Below are 13379 nucleotides of genomic sequence, written 5' to 3'. Positions count from 1 at the left end.
AAAAATTATATATAAAAAAATACTTTTTTACTTTATTTGAACAAAAATGTACAAAATGTTCAGTTTTAATACACTAATAAACATTATTATTAGAATGTGGTTAAATCAAAGGAAAAGGAGATAGTAGAGATGAAAAATAAAAAAATAATAGCTTTAACGGTTGTAGGAATAATAGGAATTACTACACTAATTGGATGCAAAAGTGGCGAAATAAAAAGGCAGTTAGAATCAGGTATTACAGCACTGAATGCTGGTAAATATGATGAAGCAAAAGAAGATTTCGAGGAAGTAATAAGAGAAGATGGAAATAACATAGAAGCTCAAGATCTTGTTACAATAATAAGTAACTATGAAGATGCAAAGAAAGAATTTGAAAAAAATAATATAGATGGAGCAAAAGATTATCTAAGTAAAATACCAGAAGCATATAATAAATATTCAATAAAAGATGATATAGATAAACTGAAAGATGAAGTAGATAAAAAAGATAAAATAATAAAAGATATAGATGCTAAATTACAAAATATTGATTCCTTAATTAAAGATAAAAAATATGCAGAAGCTCAAAATGAGGCTAATAAAATAGATACAAAAGACGGATTAAAAGAGCAGGAGGATAAGCTAAATAATTATAAAAAAATTATAAATGAAAGATTAGAAGAAATAAAAAAGAAGGAAGCTGAAGAAAAGGTTAAGAGAGAAAGAGAAGAAACTGCAGCAAAGAAGGCTGTAGAAGAAAAGAAATCAGCTGAAAATAAGAAAGCAGCCGAAAATAAGAAGAATCAAAATAAAGTGCAAGAGAGTACTAAAAATATAAATTATACTAATAAGCAATTAGGATTACAGATGGAAATACCAGCTTCATGGAAAGGTCGTTATAAAGTAGACACATATAAGGACGGAAGTGGTATGACATTCTGTTTTGTAGCTGATAATGGAGAAATAGGAACTCTTCTTTTTGTACAAAAGGATGATGGTATGCATAGTATGTTTGATGATACAGTTTATAAAACAATAAACGGTGTTAAGTATATAATGGGGGGTACAACCGACGTAGGAATGAATCCTAATAATTCACAATATGATCTTTATAAAAAATTAAGGAGACAAGCTAATATAATTACAGAAACTATAAGGGCAGCAAAATAAGTAGAGAGGAGTTTTAATAAAACTCCTCTCTACTTATTTTTAATCTAATTTTATATGGCAATAGCCACCTGGGTTTTTCTTAAGATAATCTTGATGATATTCTTCAGCTTTATAATATTTTTCTAAAGGCTTAATTTCGGTAACTATTTTCTTAGAATAATTCTTCTGTTCATCTGCCTTACTGTCTTCTATAATTTCAATATCATTTTTATCAGTATAGTAAATGCCAGTTCTATACTGACTACCTACGTCATTGCCTTGTTTATTTAAAACTGTCGGATTAATAATGCTCCAAAATTCTTTTAAAATGTCCTTTAGAGAGATTTTATTCTCGTTGTATATTATCTTGCATACTTCTGCATAATAAGTATTATTGTTGCATATATCCTCATAGGTTGGATTATCTGTTCTTCCGTTGGCATAGCCTACTTCAGTACTTATAACACCATCCAATCGGGACATAAATTCTTGAACTCCCCAAAAACAACCACCTGCTACAAATATTTCTTTCATAAATTTTAATACCTCCTAAAACTCTTTTTTATTATTATAATAACACTGCATAAAAATTCAAGTAAAAGACCCTAACTGTTCATTATTTCTTAACGAAAGTTTGGTATAATCGCAATAATATACATAAAACAAAGGAGGAGTGACTATGAAAAAGAAAAAAAAGAAACTAAGTTTCCCAACCGCTTTTACCGTATTATTTATAGTACTTATATTATCCGCTATTTTAACTTATATAATACCGGCAGGAGCTTACTCAAAACTAGCTTATAACTCAGAAGAAAAGGTTTTTATTGTAACAACTCCAACTGGAGATACAATTAAGGAAGATGCTACTAATGGTACATTAGATAAACTTGGAATAAAGATTGGTTTAGATAAGTTTGTTGATGGTAGCATAAATAAGCCAATAGCTATACCAAACACATACGAGAGGGTTGAACAAAAACCTCAAGGATTTGTGGATGTTATAAAAGCTCCAATAGAAGGAACATATAATACAATAGAAATAATTATGTTCATACTAGTAATTGGAGGAGTTATTGGAATACTAAATGTAACAGGAGCATTTAATGCAGGTATTGCAGCGCTTTCTAAAGCAACAAAAGGAAGAGAATACTTACTAATAGTTTTATTAACTGTTTTAATAGCTATTGGAGGAACAACCTTTGGACTTGCAGAAGAAACAATAGCTCTGTATCCTATACTGATTCCTATATTTATAGCATCGGGGTATGATGCAATGGTTTGTATCGCAACCATATATATGGGATCAGCTGTTGGTACTATGTTCTCAACTGTAAATCCTTTTTCATCAGTTATTGCTTCCAATGCGGCAGGAATTAACTTTACAGAAGGATTATCATTTAGAACAGTAGGACTTGTAATTTCAGTAGTTATAACATTATTCTATATACTTAGATACGCAAATAAAGTAAAGAAAGATCCAACAAAATCACTTATTTACGATCAAAAAGAAGAGATAGAAACAAAATATCTTCATGAATCAGCTAAAGACGTGCCAGAATTTACTTTCAGATTAAAACTAATGCTTATAATATTTGCATTAGCATTTGTAGTAATGATTTACGGTGTAGCAGCAAAAAGTTGGTGGTTCACTGAAATGACTGCATTATTCCTTGTAGTAGGAATAATACTTGGATTTATTTCAGGACTTGGAGAAAAAGCTTTTGTAAGCAATTTTGTAGCAGGAGCAGCTGATCTTGTAGGAGTAGCATTAATAATTGGTGTTGCAAGATCAATTAACTTAGTTCTTGAAAATGGTCAAATTTCAGACACTATACTAAATAGTTTATCTGGAATGGTAAATGGAATGAATGGTTCAGTATTCATAATATTAATGCTTATTATATTCATTATATTAGGATTCTTCATACCATCATCATCAGGTCTTGCAGTACTTGCAATTCCAATCATGGCACCACTTGCAGATACTGTTGGATTACCAAGAGATGTTATCGTAAGTTCTTATCAATTTGGTCAAGGATTAATTTCCTTTATAACACCAACAGGACTTATACTAGCAACCTTAGCAATGGTAGATGTAACTTATAATAAATGGCTTAAATTTATTACTCCATTAATGATTTATATCGCAATATTTGCAGGAGTACTTCTTTTAATCCAAGTACATTTTTAAACATATATTCAAATAGAAAAAGCTATGTTAGGTTTCAAACTTAACATAGCTTTTTCTATTTGAATATTTTTATGTATACATAAAAAATATACTCGCAAAATTAGAACAAAAAGGAAACTATTTGTAAACCTTCTATAAATTGAAATATTATACATACAAATTATGCTATTCTAATCTAGAAAAACAAAATATTCAATTATATTGAATTAGTGTAAAAATAAAGGGGGACAACAAATGAATAAAATTTTAAAAACAATAGGGTTTTTAGTAGTGCTTTATATAGTTTATAGCATAATTACTACTATTGTTGGAGGAGCTTTTGGTTTTGCATATAGTGTTCAACATGGGCTAACTAAAGTAACAGCTAAAGAAATTACTGATTATGTAGTAGCTAATAGTTACTTAATTTCACTCATTAGTAATGTAATATTCATAATAGCGTTATTAATAAAGAGAGGATCTATAATGAAATGTAGATTCAAGAAAGTAGGAAAGAAAGATTTCTTATACATAGCAATGTTATCATTTGGGTTAACAGTAGTATTATGCATGGTAGCAGGAATACTAAGCACAATATTTACAAGTTATAATGAAGTTCAGAATATGCTATTATCAACAAAAGCATCAATTTGGGGATTGATTACAGTTATAATACTTATTCCTATATGTGAGGAAATTATATTTAGAGGTGTTATATTTGGATACTTAAGAGATAGATATAAATTACCGATAGCTGTAGGGGTACAAGCTTTAATATTTGCTTTAATGCATGGAAATATGGTTCAAGGAATTTATACTTTTATATTAGGATTAGTACTTGGATTAATATATGTTTATACAGATTCATTATATGGAAGCATATTAGTACATATAATATATAACCTATTTGGTGTGTTAGTACTTAATGAATTATATACTGCATTCCCAATAAGCGTGTACATATGCATAGTTTTAGCACTAGTATGTATTGCATTTGCAGGAACAAAAATAACAAAAAACTTTGGATTAAGATTAAATAGAAGTATTTAAAATTAATAAGTATGGAGAGGCTTTTTTTTAAGCCTCTCTTTTTTATGCAAAAAAAGAGGAAAGTGATTAAACACTTTCCTCTACAGTAATAGTTTTTTTCTTTGCTGAAATTATATTTAAGAATGAGGCTAATATTATAATAAAATAACCTATTATAGATAAATAATCTGGAATTTCTCTAAATAATATAAATCCATAAAATGCAGCTATAATTAAACCTACATAGTCAAACATTGATATTTCGCTTGCAGGAGCATTTCTATAAGCTAGTGTAAGGAATACTTGTCCTAGAACAAAACACAGCCCAGCAAGGACCATATAGCTTATATTTGCTATAGTTAAACCTTCAGTATCGATAAACATAAAAGGTAAACAAACAATTGTTGCAATTCCCGTAAATGAAAGAATAACAGTGAAGAAATCTTCTTTATCACCAATAACTCTAATCATTGTATAAGCAAGACCAGCACATGCAGCAGCAATAACACCCATAAGTGATGGTATGATTGAAGCATCAAAGTGAGGCTTAATTACAAATAAGCTTCCTGAGAAAGCTAAAACTAAGAAAATAGCTTGCTTTATAGTAAGCTTTTCTTTTAAGTAAAGGAAAGAACAAATAATTGCAAAGAATGGACTTAATTTATTAAGCATTGTAGCATCAGATAATAGTAAATAATCTAATGAAAAATAAAATGCACAAATAGATACAGTTCCCATAATTCCTCTTAAAAATAAATACTTTCGAGTTCCTTTATGCCCAAAAAATGAGGCACCTCTTTTAAATATAATTACGCAAACAATAACTGTCGCAACAGCATTTGTTAAAAATGTCTTTTGGTAAGGGGTAACTCCAGAAGCTAACTTACCAAATACATTCATTGTAGTGAAAAAGAAAGAAGCTAATATCATAAAAAGTATAGCTTTTCCTTTAGTATTTGAATTGTTCAATTTACATCCTCCTAACAGTATCTTTATCCCATATAAATAGTTGCTCAGAATTGTTTAAACAACTAAATAGACTTTTCTTAAAGCCAGGCATTTGCTTGTCCATTGTCATTATAAGTTCTTTTACATCTTGTCTTTTAGTCTTACCATCAGCAGGACAAGGGTTATGAATAACAGGATAGTTAAAGAGTTTAACAGCTTTTTTTATCATAGACTCATCTATATATACCATAGGTCTTATTAATGTTATATCATACTTTTCCATTGTGCTTTTAGGTGAGAAACAATTGATTCTACCTTCATAGCTTATAGAAAGCATTAATGTTTCTATAGCATCATCTTTATGATGGCCAAGAGCCACTTTGTTGCAACCTAATCTCTTGGCATTGTCATTTAATGCACCACGCCTTAAATTAGCACAAAGGGAGCAAGGATTTTTCTCTTTTCTAATATCAAATACAATTTCTGTTATATTTGTTTGTATTTCATAATATTCTACGTCAATATTTTTGCAAAGTTCATGGAGTGGAGTGTTATCAACACTGCCAGGATTTAATGTTATTGCAATAAGATCGAATTTTTGAGGAGAAAAACGCTGATAATTCTTTAAAATATGTAATAAGGTAAGGCTATCTTTTCCACCAGATAGTCCAACAGCTATTTTGTCACCATTTTCAATTAAACTAAAGTCATTTATAGCTTGTCTAGCTTTACTTAAAAGCTTCTGCATAACCATAAAAAACACCACCTTTTGTAAAGATTTTATAAAAATCAACCTTTATATTGTACAGCATTAAAAGAAAAAAGTTAAGGGGAGGGAGAGGATGGAAGAAAAAATAGGCAGAGATAGTTATAAAGTAAAATGATTATTAGAAATTATAAGTATAAGTGTGATATTTACTAAATAAAGTAATATTAATAAGCAATTTACCATTAAGAAAATTATATAAAATATGTAAATTAATTGAATTGTGAAATTTGTATCTTTGTATATTAGTTGATATATACTTTCTTTAACCTTAATAACAAAAGAATACAAAAATTACATAAAAATCCTTATAGGTGAAATATTAATTAAATTTAAAATTTATTAATATAATATTAACTATTGACATAGTTTATTAAATATTAGAAAATAATAAATGCACAACATTATAGTGAAGTTTATTTGAGCAGACGGGCGGCTAGACTAACCCGTGTGCTCTTTTTTTGTGCGAAAGGGAGGATAAGATGAAAGGGATTTTTAAAGATAAGAAATTCATTAAAACCATGATAACACTAGCATTACCAATAACTCTTCAAAGTTTTATAACATCATCGTTAAACTTAGTTGATAACTTAATGATTGGAAAACTTGGAGAAGATGCTATAGCATCAGTTGGACTTGCGAATCAATATTTCTTTATTTTCATGTTAACTTTAACTGGTATAAATGCTGGTGCGAGTGTATTTATGGCTCAATATTGGGGGAAGCGTGACGAGAAGAAAATTAAGAGTGTATTAGGTCTTGATATATCAGTTGGATTTATAGCTACAATTATTTTTGGTATAGGAGCATTATTTTTTGCAGAGCCTATTATGGGCATATTATCTAATGATCCAAGGGTTATAGAACTTGGAGGCGAGTATTTAAGAATAGTTTCAGTAAGTTACATATTTACTAATTTCACTATGGCATTTTCTTCTGCACTTAGAAGTACAGAGCAGCCAAAGTTACCTATGTATGCAAGTTTGATAGGTGTTTTAAGTAATGCATTTTTAAACTGGTTATTTATATTTGGTAATTTAGGAATGCCTAAAATGGGTGTTGGTGGAGCTGCACTTGCAACAACAATAGCTCGTGGAATTGAAATGGCATTTATAGTTCTTGCAGTATATGTTAAGAAAAATAGAGTTGCTGCAAACTTAAAAGAAATGTTCAGTTTTGATAAGATATTTATAAAAAAATACTTTAAGACAGCGACACCAACAATAATAAATGAGCTTGTTTGGTCATTTGGTATGACAGCATTTTCAATTGCTTATGCACAAATAGGTACAAGCGCAGTTGCTACAATGCAAATAGCAACGACTATTAACAATATGTTTATGGTGCTGTGTATAGGTCTTGCAACGGCGGCATCTATTATGGTTGGTAATAAAATTGGTGCTGATGAGGATGATGTTGCAGTTGATTATTCAAAGAAAATAGGGATGTTATCTCCTATAATAGGTCTTTTAATTGGTCTTGCAATATTTATTTCAGCTAGATTAATAATAGCACCATTTAATGTTACAGCTCAAACTTATCAGGATACATTAAATGTTTTATATATTATGGCAATCTTTTGTCCTATAAGATTCTTTAATGTTGTTATGATTATTGGAGTATTTAGAGGTGGCGGAGATACTACTTACTCAATGTTAGTACAAGCTGGAACAGTATGGGGATTTGCAGTTCCTATTGCCTTTATTGGAGCAACTGCATTAGGATTACCAATAACAACAGTATATTTCTTAATATGTTTAGAGGAAGTTGTTAAAATTGTATTTGAATTCTCAAGGCTTAAGTCGGGTAAATGGGTTAAAGCTTTAGTTTAATTAATGAAAGCTATGAAGTTTTATAACTTCATAGCTTTTAATTTATATTATAGCAATGGCCCTTTTCGGAAGTTATGGCACTAAATATTGGATAAAAGATAAAAGTGATATTGATGTACTAGTAATAATGAATGGCTTGAGAAAAAGATAGCAAGAGACACTGAATTAATGAGGAGAGATAAAGATAGCAGCATATTATAAATATAAAAAAGAAAGTTTAACAAAAAAATTTAATACTGCCAATGATACGCTAGCATTAATGCAGGGTGCCATGGATGAGTATGAGACAAATAATTCAATATATTTAAAAAGAGCCATAATTGGCTATTATCAGGATTTTGCAGAATATATTATAGATATGTGTGAAATCTATTTAGTCAGGTCAGACACATATGTAGATGGATGCTCTTCATTGGAGATTATAAAGAGATCTAGTATTCATGGATTTATAAATGAAAATTTAAGTAGATTTTTAGTGGGAGTTGTAAGGCTTAGAAATAACTAATAGTAAAATAAGATTAGATTTTTTAGAAAAAGATAAAAAATAATAAAAAAAGGCAGAAAGGATTTTAAATTCTTTCTGCCTTTTTATTTAAATTATTTTTCTTTAACACATTTAAAGAACATACCACCTTCAAGATAAATAATAGATCCATCTTGAAGATACACTTCATCAAATTGTGGATTATCCTTATCAGGACTAGAAATATCTAGTGCAGTTACAGTACCATTATTTAAACCAGTTCCTTTAAGAGATGACATCTTAAAACCTCTGCAGAAATCTTCAGAAGAAACTTTTGCAATATTATAAATAGGTTTTTTAATATTTACTCCAAAAGAATTATTAGAATAACTATCTTTACTTATATTTATAGTTTTATTTAAAGGCGCTGTACTATTAGTATTAATAGGAGTACTTCCTATAACTTCTGACACCTTCCATGTTCCGTAATAATTAGATACTTCATCTAAATTAGAAGATGTAGTTTTACTTTTAACCCTTTTTTCAACAACTAAATTATTACTAGGTGTACTAACAGCCTTCTTAGTATCTTTTATATGTACATCCTTTGCCTTAGCATCTTCATTTGAAGTTTTATCACTGTCTTTTTTAACATTATCATTTGATTCTTTTTTAGTAGAATCAGATGTTTTGTCTTTATTAGCATCTTCGTTTGACTTAGAAACAGTGTCGTCTTTAGAATCAGTTTTTGGTGATTCAGCAGGTGCTTTAACTTGTTCAGTTTGTGTAGTTTTTGGTTCTGTACTTGCAGTTTGATTAGAATTATCACCGCAGCCAGCTAAAACAACTAAGCTTGAAGCTATAAGCATTCCTATAAGTATTTTTTTCATAAATCTCACCTTCCATACGTAAAATTTGTAATTTACTCCATTATACATCAATTATATAAGAAAAATATTACAATAATAAATCAAAAAAAAGAAGCATTAATGAATAATGCTTCTAAATTTATCTTTGTTCTTCTGGAAGAGAAGAAACTACAATATCTCTAACTTCAGTATGAAGATTTGCTATCTCTTCCTTAGAAAGATTCGTTACATCTATTGGCTTGTGGAAATAAACTTCAACATTATCTCCATGAATTTTACCACCATTTGCTTCTAAAAGTTTATAAGAACCATTAATAGTAACTGGAACTATTTTAACTTTAGACTTAAGCGCTAATTTAAAGCTACCAGCCTTAAAATCAGCAACTGGTTTTCCTTTACTTCTAGTTCCTTCTGGAAAAATAACCATAGAATAACCTTTTTTTAAAGTTTGAATACCTTGAACTATTGCCTCAGCAGACTTTCTAATATTACTTCTATCCATAAAGACACAATTAATATACTTCATCCACAGGCTTATAATTGGCCAGCTTTCTAATTCTTTTTTCGCTATAAATCCTCTTGGAACATCTATACTGCTAAGAAGTAGTGGAATATCAAAATTACTTTGATGATTTCCTACAAATAATACAGCTTCATCTTTAGGAATGTTCTCTTTTCCATAGACTTTAACTTTAGCTCCACTAATCCACATTATAAACTTTGCCCAATGGGTAGTTATATTATATATGGCTTGTGTTTTTTCTTTTTCTTTGCCTCTAAATTCTAAATATTTAACTCTAGACAAACAAATAAAAGAAACAATTAAGCTAATAATTATGCCAGGATAGAAAAGTATTGTTCTAAACATAATACCAATCCTCTCTAATATAAATAAATGCTATAGGAAAAGTATATTATAAATGATGGAAATTTTAAAGAACTAAAGAAAGCTTATGAAAAATAATATTGATTTTGGTAATAATAAATAATGAGAGAAAAAGAGGTGGCGTATATGAAAAAGAAATTTTTCCTAAGTTTAATTATTATTATGAGTATGATTTTTATAAGTATTTTTGTTTATTCTAAAATTAATTATCAACAATTAGATAGAGAAAAAGTGGAGTCACTTGTGGATAAAGACTTTGTGGATGTGAATAACTATAGAAATAGTATAGTTATAAAACCAAAAGGTCGAGAGGGCTGTGTTGGATATATTTTTTATCCACAAAACAATGTAGATGAAGCATCATACATACCAGTTATGTCTGAGATTGCACAAAGAGGGATTAATGTTTATATAATGGAAACAGCACTTCACAAGAATTTAAATACAAATTCAATTGGAAGGGATATAATAGTATTAAACCCTTCAATAACCAATTGGGTTATTGGTGGTGTAAAAGAGGGAGAAAACTCTGCAATAAATCTTTATAATAAGATTAAAGACAACAAAAAAGCAGAGCTTCTACTATGTAATGATTTAATTCAATTAAAATACGATGATATTTATTATTGCGATAGAAATATGAAAGAGGAATTAAAAGAAAACAGTAGAATTATATTAGAAAGCATAAATAAATTAAGAAATTAAAATAAATTTATTATATATTTCCAAAATTTTAAGAGTATCTTAAGATTAGTGAATTAAACTATTACTTATGAAATCAGATTGTAAAGGAGAAAAGCCATGGAATGCAGAGAGGCTTATAATGAAGAAGTAGGCGATAAGATAGTTGGACTTACGGAAGAACAAGTTAAAGAAAGAGTTTTAAGAGGCGAGGTAAACAAAATACCAAAGGCTCCATCAAAAACTTTTCCACAAATTTTAAGAGCAAACTTTTTTACAATGTTCAATGCGCTTAATATTGTGCTTGCAATAGCAGTAATAATTGCAGGCTCTCCTAAAAACGCAATATTTGCAGGGGTAATAGTTGTAAATAGTTTAATAGGGGTAATACAAGAAGTTAAAGCAAAAAACATAATAGAAAAGTTGTCTGTAATTAGTGAAGCAAATTGCAATGTACTAAGAGGCGGAAGCATTAGACGAATTGGAATAGAAGAAATTGTTAAAGACGATATATTATACATATCATCAGGAGATCAAATTTTAGCGGATGGGATTATGTATGAAGGCGATGAACTTGAAATAGATGAATCCATGCTAACAGGAGAGGCTGATCCAGTGCCTAAGAGAAAGGAAGATAAAATATTATCAGGTAGTTTCGTTGTTGCTGGAGAAGGATATATGAAAGTTACTAAAGTTGGAGCTAATACATATTCTTCAAAACTTGCAGATGAAGCTAGAAGATTTAAAATAACTAATTCAGAATTACAAAATGCATTAAATAAAATACTTAAAATATTATTATTTTTAATAGTGCCAATTGGAGTATTACTTGCAACAACTCAATTAGTATTTATAAATGCTAGCTGGCAAGATGCTGTTATAGGAACAGTATCAGGTATAATTGGTATGGTACCTGAGGGACTAGTTTTATTAACAAGTGCTACTTTCATAGTTGCTATAATAAAATTATCTCAATATGATACATTAGTACAAGAATTATCAGCAACAGAAGTTCTTGCAAGAGTAGATGTACTTTGTGTAGATAAGACAGGTACAGTTACGGAAGGAACTTTAAAATTAATTGATGTTGTAAATTTATCAGACATAGAAGATGAAGAAGTAAATAAAATATTAGCAAGTATGTCACACAACCTTCCAAGTAAAAATCCAACTCAACAAGCTATATTAGATAGATATAAAGAGGATTCTAATCTTGAAATAATAGAGAAGGTTCCATTCTCATCAAAGAGAAAGTGGGGAGGAATTGTACTAGAAGAAGAAGGCGCGTGGATACTTGGAGCACCAGAAATAGTAATGGGTGCAAAGTATGTTGAAATAAAAGATCAAGTTGAAGAAGAGGCTAAAAAAGGTAGAAGAGTATTATTACTTGCTAAATCACCTTTAAAATCTTTAAAAGGAGATCATGATAAAGATATAGAGAAGGTAGCATTAGTTCTAATAGAAGATATTATTAGATCAGATGCACCAGAAACAATTGAATTCTTCAAACATGAAGGAGTTCAAGTAAAAGTAATTTCAGGAGATAATCCAGTTACAGTTTCAGCTGTCGGAAAGAGAGCTGGAATCGAGGGAGCAGATAATTATATTGATGCAAGAGAGCTTCCAACTGATATGGAAGAGCTTAGAAAAGAAGTTGATAAGTATAGTATTTTTGGTAGAGTAACACCTCACCAAAAGAAAGACTTAGTTATAGCGCTTCAGAAAAATGGTCATACAGTTGCTATGACAGGTGATGGAGTTAATGATGTATTAGCACTTAAGGAAGCGGATTGTGGTATTGCAATGGCTAATGGATCAGATGCAACAAAGGCGGTAGCGCAGCTTGTACTTATGAAGTCAAACTTTAGTGCTCTTCCAAAGGTTGTTGCAGAAGGAAGACAACAGATTAATAACTTAGAGAGAGTAGCACAATTGTTCTTATCAAAAACAACTTACTCAATAATACTTGCAGTAGTATTCTCAGTATTGTTACTACCATTCCCAATACAACCAATACAACTCTCACTAGTTGGAAGTTGCGCAATAGGAATACCAGCATTATTCTTAGCATTACTTCCTAATACTGAAAGGGTAAAACATGGTTTTTTAGGTAGGATACTAACCGCAAGTATACCAAATGGGATACTTATAGCAGCATTCGTAACAGGAACCTTTGTATTCTCATACAGGGCTGGAATAGATATAGAACATTGTAGGACATTAGCTGTGCTTATGCTAGCTGGGGTGAGTATGATAATATTATTCAAGGTTGCATTGCCACTTACACCATTTAAAATTTTCTTAGTTGTAGTAATGATGGGAATAGTATCATTAGCATTTATTACACCTATAGGAAGAGAAATATTTAGTTTAACTAGATTAAATAAAATGGAGTGGTTAATATCAGCAGGTACAATAGCATTGTCAATTCCTTTACTTGCAACAATTGTTAGTGTAGTAAGAGTTAGAAAACATGTGGAACAATAGATTCGAAAAAAGAGCTTTTTTAAGCTCTTTTTTTATACTATTACAAAAAGTAGTAGAAGCTATAGTATATATAGGGAATACATAATAAATACATTAGAATCATTAAAATATAAGTAGTAA

At 29.6% G+C, this 13379-nt stretch carries 13 protein-coding genes; 8 read left to right on the top strand and 5 right to left on the bottom strand.

Going from position 1 to position 13379, the window contains the following annotated elements:
- Positions 1 to 129: 129 nt before the first annotated feature.
- A complete protein-coding gene (locus RSF37_RS09880; protein ID WP_332564243.1) occupies positions 130 to 1149 on the top strand; it encodes a hypothetical protein in 1020 nt (339 codons plus the stop codon).
- A gap of 39 nt (positions 1150 to 1188) precedes the next feature.
- Here RSF37_RS09880 and msrA read toward each other — a convergent pair whose 3' ends face one another.
- Positions 1189 to 1662 carry a peptide-methionine (S)-S-oxide reductase MsrA gene (gene msrA / locus RSF37_RS09875; RefSeq protein ID WP_332564242.1) on the bottom strand — a complete coding sequence of 158 codons (474 nt, stop codon included), beginning with the start codon at positions 1660 to 1662 and terminating at the stop codon, positions 1189 to 1191.
- A gap of 145 nt (positions 1663 to 1807) precedes the next feature.
- On the opposite strand from msrA, the gene RSF37_RS09870 reads away from it, so the two are divergent.
- Both RSF37_RS09870 and RSF37_RS09865 read left to right on the top strand, forming a co-directional pair.
- On the top strand, positions 1808 to 3319 hold the full coding sequence (locus RSF37_RS09870; RefSeq protein ID WP_332564241.1) for a YfcC family protein: 1512 nt from the start codon (positions 1808 to 1810) through the stop codon (positions 3317 to 3319).
- A 234-nt stretch (positions 3320 to 3553) separates the two neighbouring features.
- Positions 3554 to 4348 (top strand): CPBP family intramembrane glutamic endopeptidase, encoded by a 795-nt coding sequence (locus RSF37_RS09865; RefSeq protein ID WP_332564240.1) that lies wholly within the window; start codon positions 3554 to 3556, stop codon positions 4346 to 4348.
- Positions 4349 to 4414: 66 nt separating this feature from the next.
- On the opposite strand, the gene RSF37_RS09860 is transcribed toward RSF37_RS09865, so the two are convergent.
- Both RSF37_RS09860 and RSF37_RS09855 read right to left on the bottom strand, forming a co-directional pair.
- A complete protein-coding gene (locus tag RSF37_RS09860; RefSeq protein ID WP_332564239.1) occupies positions 4415 to 5296 on the bottom strand; it encodes a DMT family transporter in 882 nt (293 codons plus the stop codon).
- A 1-nt stretch (position 5297) separates the two neighbouring features.
- The gene (locus tag RSF37_RS09855) at positions 5298 to 6023 is read right to left on the bottom strand and encodes a tRNA 2-thiocytidine biosynthesis TtcA family protein (RefSeq protein WP_332564244.1); all 726 of its coding nucleotides are present in this window, start codon (positions 6021 to 6023) and stop codon (positions 5298 to 5300) included.
- Between the two features lie 500 nt (positions 6024 to 6523).
- On the opposite strand from RSF37_RS09855, the gene RSF37_RS09850 reads away from it, so the two are divergent.
- The 3 genes from RSF37_RS09850 (at position 6524) to RSF37_RS09840 (ending at position 8378) form a co-directional block, all read left to right on the top strand.
- Positions 6524 to 7873: an MATE family efflux transporter gene (locus RSF37_RS09850; protein ID WP_332564238.1), complete on the top strand. Its 1350-nt coding sequence runs from the start codon at positions 6524 to 6526 to the stop codon at positions 7871 to 7873.
- A gap of 55 nt (positions 7874 to 7928) precedes the next feature.
- Positions 7929 to 8024, top strand: coding sequence for a nucleotidyltransferase domain-containing protein (locus RSF37_RS09845; protein WP_332564237.1), 96 nt, complete (start codon positions 7929 to 7931; stop codon positions 8022 to 8024).
- Between the two features lie 120 nt (positions 8025 to 8144).
- Positions 8145 to 8378 (top strand): hypothetical protein, encoded by a 234-nt coding sequence (locus RSF37_RS09840; protein ID WP_332564236.1) that lies wholly within the window; start codon positions 8145 to 8147, stop codon positions 8376 to 8378.
- Positions 8379 to 8470: 92 nt separating this feature from the next.
- Here RSF37_RS09840 and RSF37_RS09835 read toward each other — a convergent pair whose 3' ends face one another.
- Both RSF37_RS09835 and RSF37_RS09830 read right to left on the bottom strand, forming a co-directional pair.
- Positions 8471 to 9226: a hypothetical protein gene (locus tag RSF37_RS09835; RefSeq protein WP_332564235.1), complete on the bottom strand. Its 756-nt coding sequence runs from the start codon at positions 9224 to 9226 to the stop codon at positions 8471 to 8473.
- A gap of 118 nt (positions 9227 to 9344) precedes the next feature.
- A complete protein-coding gene (locus RSF37_RS09830; protein WP_332564234.1) occupies positions 9345 to 10073 on the bottom strand; it encodes a lysophospholipid acyltransferase family protein in 729 nt (242 codons plus the stop codon).
- 144 nt (positions 10074 to 10217) lie between these two features.
- Here RSF37_RS09830 and RSF37_RS09825 point away from each other — a divergent pair, with 144 nt between their 5' ends.
- Together RSF37_RS09825 and RSF37_RS09820 are read left to right on the top strand one after the other, a co-directional pair.
- Positions 10218 to 10796, top strand: coding sequence for an alpha/beta hydrolase (locus RSF37_RS09825; protein ID WP_332564233.1), 579 nt, complete (start codon positions 10218 to 10220; stop codon positions 10794 to 10796).
- A gap of 96 nt (positions 10797 to 10892) precedes the next feature.
- Positions 10893 to 13259 (top strand): cation-translocating P-type ATPase, encoded by a 2367-nt coding sequence (locus tag RSF37_RS09820; protein ID WP_332564232.1) that lies wholly within the window; start codon positions 10893 to 10895, stop codon positions 13257 to 13259.
- The last annotated feature ends 120 nt before the right edge of the window (positions 13260 to 13379 follow it).

It is taken from the genome of Clostridium sp., from assembly GCF_036643715.1.
Taxonomy (GTDB): Bacteria; Bacillota; Clostridia; order Clostridiales; family Clostridiaceae; genus Clostridium.
The sequence above is the reverse complement of the archived record's forward strand: the minus strand, read 5'-3'. Positions and strand labels throughout refer to the sequence as shown.

Excerpts from the sequence above, each read along its gene's own strand:
- RSF37_RS09840 (WP_332564236.1), top strand. The coding sequence starts at position 8,145 with ATGGATGAGTATGAGACAAATAATTCAATATATTTAAAAAGAGCCATA.
- RSF37_RS09820 (WP_332564232.1), top strand. The coding sequence starts at position 10,893 with ATGGAATGCAGAGAGGCTTATAATGAAGAAGTAGGCGATAAGATAGTT.
- RSF37_RS09830 (WP_332564234.1), bottom strand. The coding sequence starts at position 10,073 with ATGTTTAGAACAATACTTTTCTATCCTGGCATAATTATTAGCTTAATT.
- RSF37_RS09865 (WP_332564240.1), top strand. The coding sequence starts at position 3,554 with ATGAATAAAATTTTAAAAACAATAGGGTTTTTAGTAGTGCTTTATATA.
- RSF37_RS09880 (WP_332564243.1), top strand. The coding sequence starts at position 130 with ATGAAAAATAAAAAAATAATAGCTTTAACGGTTGTAGGAATAATAGGA.
- RSF37_RS09870 (WP_332564241.1), top strand. The coding sequence starts at position 1,808 with ATGAAAAAGAAAAAAAAGAAACTAAGTTTCCCAACCGCTTTTACCGTA.
- RSF37_RS09835 (WP_332564235.1), bottom strand. The coding sequence starts at position 9,226 with ATGAAAAAAATACTTATAGGAATGCTTATAGCTTCAAGCTTAGTTGTT.
- RSF37_RS09845 (WP_332564237.1), top strand. The coding sequence starts at position 7,929 with ATGGCCCTTTTCGGAAGTTATGGCACTAAATATTGGATAAAAGATAAA.
- RSF37_RS09855 (WP_332564244.1), bottom strand. The coding sequence starts at position 6,023 with ATGCAGAAGCTTTTAAGTAAAGCTAGACAAGCTATAAATGACTTTAGT.
- RSF37_RS09825 (WP_332564233.1), top strand. The coding sequence starts at position 10,218 with ATGAAAAAGAAATTTTTCCTAAGTTTAATTATTATTATGAGTATGATT.
- RSF37_RS09850 (WP_332564238.1), top strand. The coding sequence starts at position 6,524 with ATGAAAGGGATTTTTAAAGATAAGAAATTCATTAAAACCATGATAACA.
- msrA (WP_332564242.1), bottom strand. The coding sequence starts at position 1,662 with ATGAAAGAAATATTTGTAGCAGGTGGTTGTTTTTGGGGAGTTCAAGAA.